Origin of the sequence: Aeromonas sp. 600724 (genome assembly GCF_049175135.1) — a bacterium.
Lineage (GTDB): Bacteria > Pseudomonadota > Gammaproteobacteria > Enterobacterales > Aeromonadaceae > Aeromonas > Aeromonas veronii_A.
In genome coordinates, this window is record NZ_JAAKUM010000001.1 from 163,088 (window position 1) to 180,271 (window position 17,184).

The following is a 17,184-nucleotide window of genomic DNA, read 5'->3' on the forward strand; positions in this document are numbered from 1 at the left end:
AAGGATAAGAAGAGGTACCTTATGAATCTGTTTGCACACGCAGCCCGACTGGAACAGGAGAACACTCCCTTTGCCATGGCCCAGATCATCGAGAGCCGTGGCTCCACTCCCCGCCATCAGGCCCAGATGCTGGTGATGGCCGATGGCCAGATCCTCGGCACCATCGGCGGCGGCATGATCGAGCGGCTGGTGATCGAAGAGGCCGTGGTGGCCATTGCCGAACGCAAGCCCCGCATCTTCCATGGCCGGATGGCCCGCAACGGTGAACATGCGGTCGGGTCGGATTGCGGCGGCGCCATGTCGGTCTATATCGATGTCTATGGTCTGCGCCCCCGGCTGGTGCTCATTGGTGCCGGTCACGTCAACCGGGCGCTGGCCCATGCCGCCGCGCCACTGGGTTTTGATATCCATGTAGGCGACTGTTTTGAAGGGAGCCTCAATCCCGATCACTTCCCCACCGGCACTCACCTCAAACAGGCCGATACCATCAGCGCGGTGATCGAGGCGCTGGCCATCGAGCCCGCCAACTTCGTCATCATCGCCACCAACCATCAGGACAAGGAGGCGCTGGATCGGCTCATCAGTCGTCCCCTCGCCTATCTGGGGCTACTCGCCAGCAAGCGCAAGGTGCAGACCTTCACCCAGGCGCTGCGCCAGCAAGGGGTGAGTCAGGAGCAGTTGCAGCGGCTGCACGCCCCCATCGGCTACAACATAGGTGCCGAGACCCCCGAGGAGATCGCCATCAGCATCCTCGCCGAACTGCTGCAGGTGAAAAACGGCAAATCGGGTGGGCTAATGCAGGATGACGTGCGCCTCAAGCGGGATCAACTGGTGGTGATGCGCGGCTCCGGCGATATCGCCACCGGCGTCGCGTTGCGCCTGCACAATGCCGGCTTCAAGGTGGTGATGCTGGATCTCGACAAGCCCACGGTGATCCGTCGCACCGTCGCCTTCGCGCAAGGGATGTTTGACGGCGAAACCAGTGTCGAGGGTGTGCGCGCCAAGCGGGTCGAGAGCGTTGAGCAAGCGTTCGAGCAGCTGGATCGGGGCGTCATTCCACTGCTGGTCGACCCCGACTGTGCCACCCTCGCCGAGCTCAAGCCCCGCTATCTGGTGGATGCCATCCTCGCCAAGCAGAATCTCGGCACCCACAAGGAGATGGCCCCCATTACGGTAGCCCTTGGCCCGGGGTTTGAGGCGGGGCGCGACTGCGATGCGGTCATTGAGACCAACCGCGGCCACCATCTGGGCCGGGTCATCTATCAGGGCCCCGCCCAGCCCAATACCGGCATTCCCGGGGTGATCGAGGGGCACTCCGCCCGCCGGGTGGTGCGCGCCCCCGTCGCCGGAGTGATGAAGAGCATTATCAAGCTCGGTGATCTGGTGCAGGAGGGGGATGTGATCGCCCATGTGGGGGACGCCCCCATTATCGCGCCGCTCTCCGGCATGGTGCGAGGTCTGCTCAGCGATGGCATCGAGGTGACCGTCGGCTTCAAGATCGGTGACATCGACCCCAGAGGCGAGCGCGCCGACGCCACTACGGTATCGGACAAGGCACGCGCCATCGGCGGTGCCGTGCTGGAAGCCATGATGCATCTGGCCCAGCGCCGATAACGGCTCTTCGCGTCCCTCTTCAGCACCAAGTTCAGCACCAAGCAAAAGCCCCACCATGATGGTGGGGCTTTTTTCGGCCTGTCTGTTGATGCAGCTCCTTTACATCAGGAGAACCTGCATCACGACCGGGTTCGTTGCAATCGCCAGGCTCGCACCGCCAGCACAACCAGAGTGATGGCGGTGAGCGGCAACACAAAACCGGTTAGCGCTGCACTGAACTGACCTTGCAGCGGACTGGACGTGGCGTGGAGGATCAGCCAGCAGGTGTAGCCGATGTAGTAGGCCAGAAACAGCGCCCCTTCCCAGCGGGCGATGGTGTAACCGGTAAAGAAGATGGGCAGGCAGGCAAGCGCCACCGCAATCATTACCGGAATATCGAACTGAAGGGCGGTGGCCGACACTTCAAGCCCACCGGGAGTGACAATGGAGGTGAGCCCCAGCACGCAGAGGATATTGAAGATATTGCTGCCCACCACGTTCCCCACAGCGATATCCCGCTCCCCGCGCAGGGCTGCGACGATGGAGGTCACCACTTCGGGCAAGGAGGTACCGGCCGCCACTATGGTCAAGCCGATGATCAGATCGCTCACCCCGAAGTAGTGGGCAATCTCAACCGCACTGCCAACCAGCAGACGGGAGCCGAGGATCAGCAGACCCAGACCTGCGGCAATAAAGAGCAGATTGCGCAACCAGTTGCCCGCCGTACTCGCTTCACGGGTACCAAACTCCTGCTCGTACTCCGCCTGCACCGCTTTGTTTTCCCGTCGACTCTGGACAAAGAGAAACACGGTGTAGGCGATGATGCCGGCAAACAGCAGCGCCCCTTCCAGTGGCGCAATACGGCCATCGTAGCCCAGCAACAACACCAGAAAAGAGACCACTATCATCAAGGGAACGTCGAGACGTACCAGTTGCTGTGAGACGGTCAACGGTACGATCAGTGCCGAAATACCTAAAATAAACAGCACGTTGAAGATATTGCTGCCGACCACGTTCCCCACCGCTATCCCTGCCTGCCCCTCGAGGCCAGACTGGATGCTCACCGCCAGCTCGGGAGCACTGGTCCCAAAGGCCACTATGGTCAATCCCACCACCAGTGGCGATATCCCCATCATGGTGGCGAGGCGAGATGCGCCCCGCACCAGAGATTCGGCCCCCACCACCAGACACACCAGGCCTACAGCCAACCACACCAGCGTCATCATACGGTCTCATCCTTGCCGTTAGGTTCGTTGAAATAATCACAATAAATCAGATACCTGTGCTCCAGCACAGTCAGACCACGCCATTGTAACGAGGGGCTGGTCCCCTGTCGCGGGCTCTTTTGAGTGCTGTTTATCGTGCCACAGGCAGCCCAGTCACCACTCAACCGTGCTTGATACGGGTTTCCCCCGCCACTGACACCACGGAACGCTTGCCCTTGCGACTGATGACAAGAAGCGCCAGCACGATAAGGACGATGCCGCTCCCCTCCACCGGCCCCGGATTTTCGCCCAGCAGCCACCAGGAGAGCAGCACGCCGCTCACCGGCACCGCCAGAGTACTGAGGCTGGCGATCCCGGCAGGCAGCTTTTTCAGCACGAACAACCAGAGGCTCCAGGCCAGTGCCGTGGCGAAGATGGCGCTGTAGGCGAGCGCACCAAACACATAGGGCTGCCAGTCGATGGGTCGCTCCGGCACCAGAGCCGCCACCACTGCCATCACCATGGTGGCGTAGATCATCTGCCAGGTGGTGAGGGACATCAGATCCACCGCGGGATGGCGGGCATACATCCGCTTGGCGATGATGGCGCTGATCCCCCAGCAGATGCCGGAGGCAATCCCCAGCAGCGCACTCTTCATGGAATCGAGGTGCAGCTGCCAGGGCTGGATCACCAGCAGCAGGCCGCAGGCGGCCACCCCGACCGCCAGATAGTGGAGTTTGCGCATCCGCTCGCCGAGAAAGAGCGCAGCGAAGATCACCACCCAGAACGGCATGGTGTAGCTCAGAATGGCCACCTTGCCCGCCCCGCCGCTGATCAGCGCCCACTGGGCCAACCCCACCATGCCGCAGGTCTGGAACAGGGCGATGGCGAGGGTATAGCGAAACGGGGTAGGCTTGAGATAACGGCGGCCACGCAGGCACTGCACCAGCAGCAGAACCAGAGATCCGCACAGGCAGCGCAGGGCGGTGAACTCGAAGGCCCCCGCGTAGAGCATCACCTGCTTCATCACGATCCAGCTGTAACTCCAGATGGCGGTGAGCAGGATCAATCCCACCAGCGCCGCCATATTGATCTTTCCGCTCATTTGCTTGTTACTCACCTCTTGTCACTCATTGCGTCGGGTCTGTTCTCGGCCTCTTGCCCGCGCTTGAAGGCGGCCATCTTACGCCGCTCATCCTCCGCTGACCATGGTCGCCCCGAAATGAACAAGGGGGCCGTCGGCCCCCGCAATCACACGCAACCCGAGCTGGAACGCCTAGCGGCAGATAAGGGTTCCCGTCTTGCCGGCAATGCCGTCGGCGGCCTTCTCCAGCAAGGTGATCAGGGATTTGCGCCCCGGCATGGAGGTAGCGAACGAGAGCGCCGCCTCCACCTTGGGCAGCATGGATCCCTTGGCAAACTGCCCCTGCTCGATAAAACACTGGGCATCTCCCACGCTCAGCTGATCGAGCCACTGCACATCGGGTTTGCCGAAGTTGATGGCCACTTTCTCTACCGCGGTAAGGATGATCAGCATGTCGGCGTCAATCAGTTCCGCCAGCTTGGCACTGGCCCAATCCTTGTCGATCACCGCACTGGCACCGCGCAGGTGATTGCCCTCCCGCAGCACCGGAATGCCGCCGCCACCGACGGTGATCACCACCTGACCGGCGGCCAGCATCGCTGAGACGGTCTCTTTCTCGATGATATCGACGGGTTTGGGGGATGCCACTACCCGGCGATAGCCGCGACCGGCATCCTCTTTGAGCCGCTCGCCCTTGGCCATCAGCGCCTCGGCCTCTTCCTTGCTGAAGAAACCGCCGATGGGTTTGCTCGGGTCAAGGAAGGCGGGATCGTTTTTATCTACCTCCACTTGGGTCACCAGAGTGGCGACCGGCTTGTGGATGCCGCGTTCAAGCAGGGCTTCGCGCAGGGCATTTTGCAGGTCATAGCCGATATAACCCTGACTCAGGGCCACGCAGACCGACATGGGCAGATGGGGCGCCTTGGAGTCATGACGGGCCGCCACCTCGAACGCCTGCTGGATCATCCCTACCTGCGGGCCGTTGCCGTGGGTCACCACCACTTCATGCCCCTGAGCGATCAGGTCGGCAATGGTGCCCGCCGTGCTCTGCACCGCCTTCATCTGCTCGGGCAGGTTGTTGCCCAGCGCGTTGCCACCAAGGGCCAGTACGATTCTCTGTTTCATCTTGTTATCTCCAGTGATGGGACAAGCCGGCGCAATACCGGCCCACCTTTCGTTGTTCACATAACCTTGCTGCTCTGCGTGTTTCGAACGGATTGTCAGCCTGCAGCCGCGGGACAAGGCGAGTGCAGATCCGGCGCCAACGCCGGATCAAAGGGTGCTCTGGCCAAAAACCGGCCATGCCCCCGTTGTCCGGTAAACTCGCCATCGCGAGCGACTGTCTCGCCGCGACTGAGGGTCATCCTGATCTGGCCGGGACAACGCATCCCCTCGTAGGGGCTGTAGTCACCGTTGTCGTGCAGGGCGGCGTGACGGATCAGGGTCTCGCCACGGGGATCCATCAGTACCAGATCGGCGTCGGCCCCCGGTTGCAAGTTGCCCTTGCACGGCCAGAGACCGAACAACTTGGCCGAATTGGCGCTGGTGAGGGCCACGAAGCGCGATGGCGAGATGCGCCCGCCCAACACCCCGTGGGCAAACAGCAGCAACATCCGGTTCTCGACCCCGGGCAAACCGTTGGGACAGCGGCTGAAATCGCCACCAGACAAGGTCATGCGCTGGGCGTGGGAGAAGTTGCAGTGATCGGTCGCCACCGTATCAATGTCACCCGCAGCGATACCGACCCACAGCTTGTCCTGCTCGCGGCGCGAGCGCAGCGGCGGGCTCAGCAGATAGTCGACCCCGTTCTCCTTGTAATAACACTGCTCATCGAGCAGCAGATATTGCGGGCAGGTCTCGACCCAGACCGGCTGGCCCTGACGGCGCGCCAGTTTCAGATACTCCAGCCCCAAGCCATTGGAGAGATGGACGATATAGAGTGGCGCATTGCCCGCGAGCCCCGCCAGATTGATCATCCGGGCGATCGCCTCCGCCTCGCACTCCAGTGGGCGGCTTTGCGGGTGATACCAGGGTTCATGGTGACCGGCGGCGAGCAGGGCCGCACGGCGCGCCGCGATGGCGGCATCGTTCTCGGGATGGACGGTGGCGAGCGCCCCCACCTCCTTGAGGCGGGCCAGGGCGCGCAGCACGTCATGATCCCCCAGCTTGTACTGGTAGGTGAGATAGAGCTTGAAGCTGCTGATCCCCTCCTCCTGCACCATGGCGGCCATCTCGTGGAGGATGGAGTCATCCACATGCTGGATCACGCCGTGAAAGCTGTAGTCGATCACCGCCTGATCGGCGGCGTAATCGTGATAGCGGGCCAGCTGGTGATGCAGATTGCACCCCGCCGGGCCAAATCCCATGTGGTCGATGATGGTGGTGGTGCCACCACAGGCGGCGGCACGGGTACCGCTGAAAAAATCATCGCAACTGCGGGCAATCCCCACATCGATGTTGAAGTGGGTGTGGACGTCGATGCCACCCGGCATCACATAGCAGCCGCTGGCATCGATCACGTCGGTCTCGCCATCGGGCTGGATAGCGGCGGCTCGCGCGCGGATCACCCCGTTATCGATCAGCAGATCCTGACGATATTCACCCTGTGCATCGACCAGCACACCGTTTTTGATCAGCCGTTTCATCCCCACCACCTCGAATGCATTTTGCCTTCAAACAGCAAGGCCCCGCCTCAATGGAGACGGGGCACTTGCCACACTTGCGACAGCCGGGCGGCGATGGCAGTCACCACCCGGCAGACCCCTTACTTGTCCAGCTCGGCCAGATAGAGCATGGGGATCACGGCGTACATGGCGGCGCACTTGACCAGATGCTCTTTCCAGGTCTTCTCGTTCGGGGCGTGGGCCTCCGGCTCTTTACCCGGGCCAAAACCGATCACCGGAATACCGTGGCGACCCATGATGGAGACCCCGTTGGTCGAGAAGGTCCACTTGTCCACCACCGGCTCCTTGTTGAACAGCTCGCGATAAGCCTTGGAGAGGGTTTTGACGGTGATGTGATCCTCTTCCACCTTCCAGGTCGGGAAGTAGCACTCGGTCGGGTAGACCAGACCGGTATAGGCCGGACGGTCGTACTGGTACATGGAGACCTCGGCACCGGCGGCTTGCACCGCAGGCAGGGCACGGATCTCGTCGAGCGCACCTTGCCAGGTCTCGCCCCAGGTGAGGCGGCGGTCGATGGAGACGGCGCAGCTGTCCGCCACGGCGCAGCGGCTCGGTGAGGTGAAGAAGATCTCGGAGACGGTCAGGGTGCCCTTGCCGAGGAAGTCGTCATTGCCGAGGTTGTGGCTCAGCTCCTGCAGCTCGCCAAGGATGGGGCCCATCTTGAAGATGGCGTTGTCACCGCGCTCCGGTGCGGAGCCGTGGCAGCTGACCCCCTGCACATCGATGCGGATCTCCATGCGGCCACGCTGGCCACGGTAGATCTGGCAGTCGGTGGGTTCGGTACTGACCACAAACTCGGGGCGGATCTTGCTCTGCTCGATGATGTACTGCCAGCAGAGGCCATCGCAATCCTCCTCCTGTACGGTACCGGTCACCAGCAGGGTGTACTGATCTTCCAGCCCCAAATCCTTGATGATCTTGCCCGCATAGACCATGGAGGCCATGCCGCCTTCTTGGTCAGATGCGCCACGACCACCAATGATCTCGTGATCTTCCATCCCCTCATAGGGATCGAAGGTCCAGTTGGCCATGTTGCCGACGCCCACGGTATCGATGTGGGCATCCATGGCGATCAGGTGCGGGCCGTGGCCGATATAGCCCAGCACGTTGCCCATGGGGTCGATCTCGACCTTGTCAAAGCCAACCTTCTCCATCTCCTGCTTGATGCGCAGCACGACGCGCTCTTCATCGCAGCTCTCGCTCGGGATGGCGATCATGTCGCGCAGGAACTGACTCATCTCGGCCTTGTACTGGTAGGCCTTCTCCAACACCATTTCAAACGGAATTTGCTTGCTCATTGTGATTCTCCATAACAACTGAGAGTGCGCGGCCTGTTCGTCGGCAGCGCCCTGTGCCCGTTACCGCACCCCGTTGGCGAGGCGCGATCAATGCTTCAATTCGTGTCTCTGCTCTCGCAGGGATTACTCACAGCCGGGGTTAATCGCAGGCAGGATGTTTGCCTTCCCACACAACTTCCCGGTAGTGGGTCACATCGGTGTCCCCTTCGGTGTTGATGATCAGCACCACGGAGTCGCGACTTAGCCCGAGACGTTCCATCAGCGCCGCGCGATCCGGGTGGTGACGCACCGCCGCCAACACGCCGGTGCCGACCGAGCCGGATTCACCGGAGATGATGCGGGGGTCATTGCCAAGAGGGTTGCCAAGCACTCGCATGCCCAATGCCGACACCTTGTCGTGACAGGAGATGAACTGGGTGGTGCAGCTTCTGAGCAGCGGCCAGCCGAGCGGATTGGGTTCACCGCAGGCGAGACCGGCCATGATGGTGCGCATGTCGCCCCCCACGTTGACCATCTCCCCCGCCACACCGGAGCGGAAGATGCAGTCGGCCTGATCCGGTTCGACCACGATACTGTGCAGGTTTTTCGCCCCGAAGCAGTCCACCAGATAACCGAGCACACCGCCCGCCAGCGCACCAACGCCAGCCTGCAGCAACACGTGGGTCGGCTGCTTGATGCCCATGGCCTGCATCTGCTCGACCGCTTCGTCGGCCAGGGTGGAGTAACCCTGCATGATCCAGGTCGGGATCTTGGTGTAGCCCTCCCAGGCGGTGTCCTGCACTATGTGCCAGCCGCGCTCTTCGGCCATCTTCATGGTTAGGCGCACGGTGTCGTCATAGTTCATGTCGGTGACGATGCACTCGGCACCGAGATTGAGGATGTGGTCAACCCGCTCCTGGGCCGAGCCCTTGGGCATGTAGACCACCGCATGCTGACCCACCTGTTTGGCGGCCCAGGCAACGCCACGACCGTGGTTGCCATCTGTGGTGGTGGCGAATGTCATCGGCTCCTTGATGGTGCGTTTGATGAGATCGAAGGAGAAATCCTCGATGGCCACCCCGTACTTTTCACAGAGCAAGTTGGCGATGGCATAAACGCCACCCAGCATCTTGAAGGCGTTGAGGCCAAAGCGCTTTGACTCGTCCTTGACCAATATATTTTTCACCCCGATATAGGCGGCCAGATCTTTCAGGTCGCACAATGGGGTCGGTTCATAACCGGCCAGTTTTTTATGAAAAGCGCGAGCCTTTTGTGCTTCGGCGCGAGAAAACAGCGGAGATGGCTCGGCGGTAAAAAAGCGGTTATCGGCAATATCCATCTTCAGCGAAAATTGGGACATGCTTACCTCACTAGGCGTTACCTGACAAAGAGCTGCCTCGCCGGGAGATCCGTTATTCAGATACCACGGGGAGAAAACTCGAAATAATGAATTCGACAGCGTGGGCAGGATGAATATTCACCCTGCCCTTCTGTTATTTATTTCACCCGCTTTTGCGCCTCTTTAATCAGATTCTCCAGGGTTTCTGCCGGGGCGGAGAATTTACGGGCCATGATCATGGCGGCGATAATATAGGGCTTCCAGCTCGCCTCTTTGTAGGTGGCGATACGGTATTTCTCGAATACCCCTTCGGTTACTTCGCCCTCCTTGCAGGAGACGCCGGAAATATCGGCCGGCAGGCAGTGCATATAGAGCGCCTCGCCCCCCTTGGTGAGCTTCATCATCTCCTCGGTGCAGTGCCAATCCTTGTGCTTGGCGTTCTGCTCAAGGCAGTGTTTCTCCAGCTCTTTGAGACCGGCGTGGTCATTGGCACGCAACAGCTCGGTACGCTGCTCCATCACCTTGTAGGGAGCCCAGGACTTGGGATAGACGATATCGGCATCCTTGAACGCCTCTTCCATGGAGGTGACCTGACGGAAGCTGCCGCCGGAGGCCTTGGCATTCTCCTTGGCCACTTCGATCACGTCCGGGATCAGGTCATACCCCTCCGGGTGGGCCAGGGTCACATCCATACCGAAACGGGTCATCAGGCCGATGATGCCCTGGGGCACGGAGAGCGGCTTGCCGTAGCTCGGCGAGTAGGCCCAGGTCATGGCAATCTTCTTGCCCTTGAGACTCTCCAGGCTGCCGAAGTGCTCCTGCAACCAGGCCAGATCAGCCATCGACTGGGTCGGGTGATCAATGTCGCACTGCAGGTTGACCAGTGCCGGACGCTGGGGCAGCACGCCCTTCTCGAACCCTTCGTCCAGTGCAGCCCCCACTTCGCGCATATAGGCATTACCGGCACCGAGGAACATGTCGTCACGGATCCCGATGGCATCGGCGCAGAAGGAGATCATGTTGGCGGTTTCACGGACGGTCTCACCGTGGGCGATCTGGGATTTGCCCTCATCCAGATCCTGCTGGGCCAGACCGAGCAGGTTCAGCGCAGAGGCATAAGAGAAGCGGGTTCGGGTGGAGTTATCGCGGAAAACCGAGATACCGAGCCCGCTGTTAAACAGTTTGGTGCAGATATTTTCGGCGCGCAGGGTCTTGAGGGATTCGGCCAGTTTCAATACCAGCTCCAGCTCCTGAGGCGTTTGCTCCCAGGTCAGCAGAAAATCTTTTTCATGCAGGTTGGATTTGAGTGCTCTGATCTCTTTGATTAATTCGTTAACTGCTTTCATCGTTCGCCCCAATCATTGGATGAGATATGGATAGCTCCCCTTTCACTCACGATGTCACCAGCATCCCGGTTGTGGGTGAGCGCGTCGGTTAGCGTCGATATGAGGCAATCAATAACCATGCCAAACCAATAAAATGCAGGCAGATATTAATAAATGGCGAAAGTGTGTGATGTCACCCACAAAATCAGCGGCTATTTCAGCGATTTAATCCATAAAAATGTGCGCAGATCAGCCAAGCCATAAAATAGCAAGGTGATAATAATCAAAGGCGATATCTCGACGTCGGTGAGAATTATCATCAAAGGTCAGTTTCAGGGGCTGAAATGATATCAGCGGGGCTGTCGTTATCATTATGATAATGCCCGCAACACCTTTTCTCTTGGAAGGATCTCTCCAGCGTTGACACTGCTGCTATCTCGTCTCCCCTTCGCTCCCCGCCCGTATCACCTCTCGCCTTATCTTCCGGCCACATCGCTGGGCGCGGTTGGCCCAAGGTGCTAACGTGAATACGCCAGCTGCGCATCTGTATCGGATGCTCAGGAGAGGCCGACGTTCACTGCCGCAACTGCGCGGGTGAACCTGCATGACTTACATCTTTGAGGGATTATCTATGTCCAGGAATGCTGCTCTGCTCATCACCCTGACCCTGCTCGGTATCACCCCTGCCCACGCCATCAGCGCCAAATATGCCGAGCAACTGGAGCACTCCGGCTGCACCCAGGTCACCGAGGCGCAAGGCTGTGACATTCACAAAACCAAAGCGGAAAATGCCAAGGCGGGATTTGGCGCGGCCGCCCCGGCCGCGGAGGGCGGTCTGAATCTGAGCTATGAGCAGAAGCTGGAGCGCTCGGGCTGCACTCAGGTGAGCGAGCTCAATGGCTGCGATATCAACAAAACCAAGGCTGAGAACGCGGCTGCCAGTGTTGGCAATGCTCCGGCCGCGGCAACCAGCGCCAGCCCCTATGCGGGCAACTGGATCGCCACCTTCCCCCAAACCGGCGCCACCGTGGCCAATATCCGCATCGATGACAAGGATCAGGTGTGGGTCAACGACAAGAAGGTCAATGCCAAGAAATCTGATGGCGCGCTGGTGTTCAAGGATGGCATGGTCATCTACACCATTCAGGGGGATCGCCGCATCAAGGGTGAAGATGGCTGGGTCGATAATGATGCCGGCACCAAGGGGCCCATCAACGCCAAGTAAACAGCTGACCACGAAATGACGGGGAGCGCGGGCTCCCCGTTTCACACCTGATTGCCCATCTCTTCCAATGACCAGCTCCGCCAGTAAGAGGCCAGAATCAATACCTCCTGCTCCAGCCAAGTCCCGTCTGTGATCAGTTTATCGAGCCAGGGAACGCCTGCCAGCGTGCCATGACCATCGACCTGATCAGCCTGCGTCGTCACACGCCAGGGCACCTTGCCACTGCCCGCCGCAAAGGTGCGTACCGGACGGGCATAGTGCTCCAGATAAGGCTGCAGCTCACAGAGAAGCCAGAGCATGGCAGGACGATTTAGCTCGCGCGCCAGCTCGATGGCAATATCGATACTCCGTTGATCGAGATCACCGAAATGGGCCCACTGCACGCCCGCAGGCAACAGCGGGATCAGCTGTTTGGCCAAGGTGGTATTGCGACCGGGGGCAAAGAGCAGTAGTTGCCCGGGTTGCAGCGGGTAGTCGACAAAGGCTCCCTTGTTCTCCACCGTAATGACAAGCTCCCCTTGCCAGCCGATGGCCGCCAGCGTGCCCAGAGTCCGCTCCAGCAACGCCAACTCCCCCAGCAGCGCCATCATTGCCGTCATATCGTGCTGCTGACCCTGCCGATCGACCAGCGAGAGCGGTTCGAGGGAACGGATGCGGATCATCTTATCCTGCGTGAGCGACAAGTTCGCAAGCTGTGGCGCTGCAAGGGATGCTGACCGCGGATGCTTGCTGTCCCCATGCCAGAGGGCATAAAAGCAGGCCTGATTGAGCCGTGCAGGCAAACTCACTCCCAGACGTTGCAGCTGCTTACGCTTGTCCGGTTCGGGGGGCTCTGCCCGTGCCAGTTGTCCGGTCAGATAAGTCCGCCCCGCTTCGGTCAATATATGACGGGAACTGCGCCCAACTGACTCGACTCCGCCCACCGCCTGCAGCAACTCCTTCAACTCGCGGCCATGCCGACTCTCAAGGGAGCAGCCCTTTCCGTTCTGGCTATCGAACAACCGTGCACACAAATTCTGTACCCGCACCTCATTAAACAGCGACATCATCACCTCTCCATGTGGCTTCATATGACAAAGTAGAGGTGATTTTCCCTGTCATTACCGTGACCGGCTTCGCAAGCGGTTCTTATCAGCCCCGCCATGCATGGCCCGTTACTGGTAAACCCGCCACAAAGGGAGCAAGCTGGTTTGATATAGAGATACGCTGCGCTCTTCGCGGCACGACAACGCGATACCCGCTTTCACAAGGGCTTGCCATGACCGACGCCACAGACCCCTCGCCATCCTCTTCCTGGCATCTTTCGGATATCCGCGAGCTGGCGCACCTGCTGACTCTGGCGCTGCCCGCCGCGGTAGAGATCACCGAAGCGGTACATCAGGCGGTACTGAGTGGTATGGGGCTCAAGGGACGGGATGAGGGAAAAACAGCCGGGATCACCGGACTGGTCTACAAGAGGGTACATGACGCCGCCAACAACCTAAGCAGCGGCATCAACCATCTGCTCAGCCGCCTGCCAGCCACACCGCCGCCCCACCAGATCCCCGAAACCCCGAAACGCGCGGCCCTGATCGCCACGCTCAACGGCGTGTTGGGGGACAAGCTGGTCGAACACCACAATGCTCTCGCCACCCCCATGACACTGCGCTATCAGGGCAAGCCCCTCGATTGGCAGGCGATGCCAAAGGATCTACCCCGCGAGGGACGGGTGCTGCTGATGATCCATGGCCTCTGCATGAACGATCTGCAGTGGCAGACCGAGCATCAAGGCAAGCCGGTCAATCACGGGGAGCAACTTGCCAACGTGCTTGGCTATCAGCCTCTTTACCTGCGCTACAACTCGGGCTTGCCCATCGCACAAAACGGACAGGCGCTGGCCCTGCTGCTGGAGCAGTTGCTCGCCCACTGGCCGGGAGAGCTCAAAGAGATAACGATAATGGGCTACAGCATGGGGGGACTGGTTGCCCGCAGCGCCCGCCACCATGCCGGCGTGGCCGGGCTCACCTGGCCTGCGCACCTTGCCAACCTGATATTTCTCGGCACACCACACCACGGCGCGCCGCTCGAACACGCCGGTCACTGGCTGGAGCAGTTGCTGCCCGCCACCGCCTACAGCGAGCCCTTCGTCAGACTGGCGCGGCTGCGCAGTGCAGGCATCAGGGATCTGCGCCACGGCAAGGTGAGCGATACCGTTGCACGGCCGGATCCCGCCGTCCCCTCACAGGATCCTCGCACGCCACTCCCCTTGCCCTATGGCGTCAACTGCTATGCCATTGCCGCGACCACTGCCGCCAAGCGCAGCCTGCTGGCCGACCGGCTGATTGGCGATGGACTGGTGCCGCTACGCAGTGCCCTCGGTCAGCACAACGAAGCGCGCCATCAGCTGGCTTTTCTTCCTGCCCATACCCTGATTGTCTATCGCACCAGCCATATGGCCCTGCTCGCCAACCCGCAGGTTGGCCAGCAACTGCTGCGCTGGCTCAGCCCCTTGCAGTTATAGCGAACTGGCTATTAAAGCAACAGAATGCTGGTTCACAAAGGAGCCCTGTGGCACTCTGGGACGTCAAAGGGAAGACCCACACTGACACTTGATGTGTCCCCACTGCAAAGGAGCGCCACCGATGGCCAAAGCAAGCAAAAAAGAGATCAAGAAGAAGATCGCCGCTCGTCTTGAGAAAATTGCCAAGCATGAAAGCAAGATCAAGAAGCTGAAGAAGGCCCTGAAGTAGGGCCCATTGCATAAGAAAAACCGCCAATAGGCGGTTTTTTCATCCCCCTTTCGCCCCTTTACCATCGTTTTGATACCAATGGCCTTGATGTAAACGCCTCAAGCGCACCTCAGCAGAACAACCCAGCTGAAACCACGCACGTTCTCATCACCGCTATTTGGTCTAACAGCGCCAATCGGGCGCCGCGCGCCCCCTTGTCAGCAACTACCTTCAACGGAGTGTTTGATATGAGCCAGCAGTGGAGCGCCATATGTACTCTTACACCCTCACTTTCAAGGAAGATGTCGATCGCCTGACCGCCCCCGAGCAGGAGATCACCTTGCAGAGCCCCGCTCAGGCGGGGGATTTTGTTATCCTCTCCGACGGCAGCCGCCATCAGGTGATGTTTGTCACCCACAGGGCCAACTACAGCAGCCTCTATCTCGATAAAGGGGTCAGGGTGCCACAGAGTTAGTGGCTATCGCCTTCAATTGATGGGGCTGAGTGAAATATTCACGCCGTTGACATAATAATCATCGCATCATGTCAATTTTCCTTTATCTCTATCACGATATATCTGAGGAAGCGCGATGAAAAAATACAACATTGTCTTATATCAAATTCAATTTATTTAGCCACGAAAAAGCAAATCATACATCACAAAAACGAACCACCATCACTCAATATCATTGACCACACCCTTGGTGCGTTATAACAATTACTTTGCTGAACATATTTATTCGCAAGTCATTATTAGTGATGGAGTTATCACAATGAATAAAGTTATCTTACCCATAGCATTAATTACCTGTGCCACGCTCGCTCACGCAGAGTCCAGCACTATTATCAACGGTCTGGATTTTGGTCCATTAGCTCAGTTGGCTGGCACATGGAAAAGCACCGATGCTGGTGGTGTAGATGTAGCACCCGGCCAGGAGGGTAGCAAAGTTGGCAAAGGGGGGCCGGCAGTGGAACCCTTTTACGAAGTCATTACTTTTGAACCGGCAGCCGATGCTAAAAATGCCAGCGAACAATATCTGGTAGCCATGTATTACAAACAGGAAGTATTCAGAAAAAGCGATAATGGGAAATTTCATGACCAACGCGGCTATCTGATTTATGACAAGACTAATCAGCTTGTTTACAACTCATACTGTATACCCCGTGCAGTCTGTGTGGTCACTGAAGGCAAAGCGGGTAACAAAATCGAGTTCAAGACGGGCAAGCGCGGTATTGCGGAAAGCAATTATATGACCATTAATGATTCCACCACGGATTTCTCGATGACTCTGGACTTCTCAGAGAAAGATCTCCTCAAATACAGTCAAACCACCAACCTGATGGTGTATGGCAAGCCATTCGCACACTCCGATAGTGCATCCCTGACCAGAACCAATTGATGTTTCATGGCCAAGGTATTCATTACCTTGGCTTTTTTATATTCGTCGATAGTCTATCCTGATGGCATCCCTATCCCACTCGGGGTTAAGCACACCGGCATACCAGAGTGTCAGAATGACATCCATCTGATTGTTATGCTTAACAACCTTGCCGCTCTTACAGGCCGAGACCACTTCCAGCCATAACTGCTCGGGATTGATCGGTTTGGTAATATCCTTGTGTGACAATAAATCAATGGCAGCCAACACATATGCTCTGGTTTTGGTCGCAGCTACATAATGAACTGGCATGATGCAACTGATACAACCAAGACTGCAAAGAGTCAAAAAAGTTACCTTTGGATTATTCTTGAATTTCCCTGTACTAATATCATCACCAAATGCTTCAGCAATAGCCATATCCCAGGCGGTGGCATGCCCATAATTATTCTGCGCCATCAGATGAACAGCTCTCAGCGCTGCACCACCATATTTACCATAGATAATCATCACTAATCCCTCCTTTTGCCCCATAGTAAGGCCGAACAGGCGAGATAAGCTAAAATAAATATCAATCACGATCATCGATTTTTTCCATTGATAACAAATCCATTTTTAGCTGAATTAAATATTGATCCATATCAATGTTATATCTTTATCTACCGAAAGGCTGACTGGTCGATGTCAGCCTTCCAATATCATTCATCAACATCCATTTTCGTGTATAAACGGATTCACCCAGCCTAGAGCACCTCTATCTTTACTTTGATAATCCCGTCGCGAATATTGCCGATGGTGCTAAAGGCAGATTTGGAGAGATCGATAATACGCCCACTTTTAAAGGCGCCGCGGTCATTGACCTTGACCACTACGCTCTTGCCGTTGGCGAGGTTGGTGACCCGCACCATGGAGCCGAAGGGCAATTCCATATGGGCGGCGCTATTGAGGTTGTTGCGATAGATCTCGCCGCTGGCGGTCTTTTTGCCATGATAACGGTCGGCATAATAGCTGGCGTAGCCGGTTTCGCTATAGCCGCGCCAGCTGCCGCCGTGACTCTCGTCATAACGGCTGCTACAGGCCGCCAACAGCAGGCAAAGAGATAACAGCAGCCCTTTCTGGATATGTTGCACCTTTCACCTCTCCTCTCTTCTTCTTTTCGCTATGCGCAATTTTTCTTCTTCGATACGGCAGGTGACGCTGGCGACACGTTTGCAGGCGGGAGCTCTCACCTTGCCATAGCTCCAAGGCACTCACCATGTTACTCGCCTTGTTGTCAGGCAGCAGCGACCGTGCGGCTACTTTGCCATATCTTCCATGTAAAAAGGGAGGCAAATGCCTCCCTTTCAACTAGTTACCGGTCATCCC

At 58.2% G+C, this 17,184-nt stretch carries 15 protein-coding genes; 5 read left to right on the forward strand and 10 right to left on the reverse strand.

Annotated features, from left to right (window positions below; genetic code table 11):
* The first annotated feature begins 21 nt into the window (after window positions 1-21).
* Window positions 22-1,614 carry a selenium-dependent molybdenum cofactor biosynthesis protein YqeB gene (yqeB, locus tag G5168_RS00710; RefSeq protein WP_421251696.1) on the forward strand — a complete coding sequence of 531 codons (1,593 nt, stop codon included), beginning with the start codon at window positions 22-24 and terminating at the stop codon, window positions 1,612-1,614.
* Between the two features lie 119 nt (window positions 1,615-1,733).
* Here the strand turns inward: yqeB and G5168_RS00715 are convergent, their stop codons facing one another.
* From G5168_RS00715 to ygeW, 7 genes are all read right to left on the reverse strand, one after another.
* Window positions 1,734-2,819 carry a calcium/sodium antiporter gene (locus G5168_RS00715; RefSeq protein WP_151285962.1) on the reverse strand — a complete coding sequence of 362 codons (1,086 nt, stop codon included), beginning with the start codon at window positions 2,817-2,819 and terminating at the stop codon, window positions 1,734-1,736.
* Window positions 2,820-2,979: 160 nt separating this feature from the next.
* Window positions 2,980-3,903: a DMT family transporter gene (locus tag G5168_RS00720; protein ID WP_421251697.1), complete on the reverse strand. Its 924-nt coding sequence runs from the start codon at window positions 3,901-3,903 to the stop codon at window positions 2,980-2,982.
* 171 nt (window positions 3,904-4,074) lie between these two features.
* Window positions 4,075-5,007: a carbamate kinase gene (gene arcC / locus G5168_RS00725; protein WP_421251698.1), complete on the reverse strand. Its 933-nt coding sequence runs from the start codon at window positions 5,005-5,007 to the stop codon at window positions 4,075-4,077.
* A 95-nt stretch (window positions 5,008-5,102) separates the two neighbouring features.
* Window positions 5,103-6,527, reverse strand: a complete 1,425-nt coding sequence (gene hydA, locus G5168_RS00730) for a dihydropyrimidinase (RefSeq protein WP_421251699.1) — start codon at window positions 6,525-6,527, stop codon at window positions 5,103-5,105.
* 119 nt (window positions 6,528-6,646) lie between these two features.
* Complete coding sequence (locus G5168_RS00735) at window positions 6,647-7,864, reverse strand: YgeY family selenium metabolism-linked hydrolase (RefSeq protein WP_201973183.1); 1,218 nt, start codon at window positions 7,862-7,864, stop codon at window positions 6,647-6,649.
* 139 nt (window positions 7,865-8,003) lie between these two features.
* Window positions 8,004-9,203, reverse strand: coding sequence for a diaminopropionate ammonia-lyase (gene dpaL, locus G5168_RS00740; protein WP_421251700.1), 1,200 nt, complete (start codon window positions 9,201-9,203; stop codon window positions 8,004-8,006).
* Between the two features lie 137 nt (window positions 9,204-9,340).
* The gene (gene ygeW, locus G5168_RS00745) at window positions 9,341-10,528 is read right to left on the reverse strand and encodes a knotted carbamoyltransferase YgeW (protein ID WP_005336811.1); all 1,188 of its coding nucleotides are present in this window, start codon (window positions 10,526-10,528) and stop codon (window positions 9,341-9,343) included.
* 610 nt (window positions 10,529-11,138) lie between these two features.
* Between ygeW and G5168_RS00750 the strand changes: the two genes are divergently transcribed.
* Window positions 11,139-11,732, forward strand: coding sequence for a hypothetical protein (locus G5168_RS00750; RefSeq protein ID WP_421251701.1), 594 nt, complete (start codon window positions 11,139-11,141; stop codon window positions 11,730-11,732).
* A 41-nt stretch (window positions 11,733-11,773) separates the two neighbouring features.
* Here G5168_RS00750 and G5168_RS00755 read toward each other — a convergent pair whose 3' ends face one another.
* Window positions 11,774-12,778, reverse strand: a complete 1,005-nt coding sequence (locus tag G5168_RS00755) for a Wadjet anti-phage system protein JetD domain-containing protein (RefSeq protein ID WP_421251792.1) — start codon at window positions 12,776-12,778, stop codon at window positions 11,774-11,776.
* A 212-nt stretch (window positions 12,779-12,990) separates the two neighbouring features.
* Between G5168_RS00755 and G5168_RS00760 the strand changes: the two genes are divergently transcribed.
* From G5168_RS00760 to G5168_RS00770, 3 genes are all read left to right on the forward strand, one after another.
* The gene (locus G5168_RS00760) at window positions 12,991-14,232 is read left to right on the forward strand and encodes a lipase family alpha/beta hydrolase (RefSeq protein ID WP_421251702.1); all 1,242 of its coding nucleotides are present in this window, start codon (window positions 12,991-12,993) and stop codon (window positions 14,230-14,232) included.
* A 479-nt stretch (window positions 14,233-14,711) separates the two neighbouring features.
* Window positions 14,712-14,915 carry a hypothetical protein gene (locus tag G5168_RS00765; RefSeq protein WP_158110807.1) on the forward strand — a complete coding sequence of 68 codons (204 nt, stop codon included), beginning with the start codon at window positions 14,712-14,714 and terminating at the stop codon, window positions 14,913-14,915.
* A gap of 298 nt (window positions 14,916-15,213) precedes the next feature.
* On the forward strand, window positions 15,214-15,840 hold the full coding sequence (locus G5168_RS00770) for a heme-binding beta-barrel domain-containing protein (RefSeq protein WP_042055942.1): 627 nt from the start codon (window positions 15,214-15,216) through the stop codon (window positions 15,838-15,840).
* Between the two features lie 36 nt (window positions 15,841-15,876).
* Here the strand turns inward: G5168_RS00770 and G5168_RS00775 are convergent, their stop codons facing one another.
* Entirely contained in the window at window positions 15,877-16,404 is a 528-nt protein-coding gene (locus G5168_RS00775; protein WP_421251703.1) for a DUF6979 family protein, read from the reverse strand.
* 158 nt (window positions 16,405-16,562) lie between these two features.
* Window positions 16,563-16,949: a septal ring lytic transglycosylase RlpA family protein gene (locus G5168_RS00780; protein ID WP_162506377.1), complete on the reverse strand. Its 387-nt coding sequence runs from the start codon at window positions 16,947-16,949 to the stop codon at window positions 16,563-16,565.
* Window positions 16,950-17,184 lie beyond the last annotated feature (235 nt).

What these genes read in the sequence shown, in the direction of transcription:
- G5168_RS00775 (WP_421251703.1), bottom strand. Translation starts at nt 16,404, where the DNA reads ATGATCGTGATTGATATTTATTTTAGCTTATCTCGCCTGTTCGGCCTT.
- yqeB (WP_421251696.1), top strand. Translation starts at nt 22, where the DNA reads ATGAATCTGTTTGCACACGCAGCCCGACTGGAACAGGAGAACACTCCC.
- G5168_RS00735 (WP_201973183.1), bottom strand. Translation starts at nt 7,864, where the DNA reads ATGAGCAAGCAAATTCCGTTTGAAATGGTGTTGGAGAAGGCCTACCAG.
- ygeW (WP_005336811.1), bottom strand. Translation starts at nt 10,528, where the DNA reads ATGAAAGCAGTTAACGAATTAATCAAAGAGATCAGAGCACTCAAATCC.
- dpaL (WP_421251700.1), bottom strand. Translation starts at nt 9,203, where the DNA reads ATGTCCCAATTTTCGCTGAAGATGGATATTGCCGATAACCGCTTTTTT.
- G5168_RS00770 (WP_042055942.1), top strand. Translation starts at nt 15,214, where the DNA reads ATGAATAAAGTTATCTTACCCATAGCATTAATTACCTGTGCCACGCTC.
- G5168_RS00715 (WP_151285962.1), bottom strand. Translation starts at nt 2,819, where the DNA reads ATGATGACGCTGGTGTGGTTGGCTGTAGGCCTGGTGTGTCTGGTGGTG.
- hydA (WP_421251699.1), bottom strand. Translation starts at nt 6,527, where the DNA reads ATGAAACGGCTGATCAAAAACGGTGTGCTGGTCGATGCACAGGGTGAA.
- arcC (WP_421251698.1), bottom strand. Translation starts at nt 5,007, where the DNA reads ATGAAACAGAGAATCGTACTGGCCCTTGGTGGCAACGCGCTGGGCAAC.
- G5168_RS00760 (WP_421251702.1), top strand. Translation starts at nt 12,991, where the DNA reads ATGACCGACGCCACAGACCCCTCGCCATCCTCTTCCTGGCATCTTTCG.
- G5168_RS00720 (WP_421251697.1), bottom strand. Translation starts at nt 3,903, where the DNA reads ATGAGCGGAAAGATCAATATGGCGGCGCTGGTGGGATTGATCCTGCTC.
- G5168_RS00765 (WP_158110807.1), top strand. Translation starts at nt 14,712, where the DNA reads ATGTACTCTTACACCCTCACTTTCAAGGAAGATGTCGATCGCCTGACC.
- G5168_RS00755 (WP_421251792.1), bottom strand. Translation starts at nt 12,778, where the DNA reads ATGTCGCTGTTTAATGAGGTGCGGGTACAGAATTTGTGTGCACGGTTG.
- G5168_RS00750 (WP_421251701.1), top strand. Translation starts at nt 11,139, where the DNA reads ATGTCCAGGAATGCTGCTCTGCTCATCACCCTGACCCTGCTCGGTATC.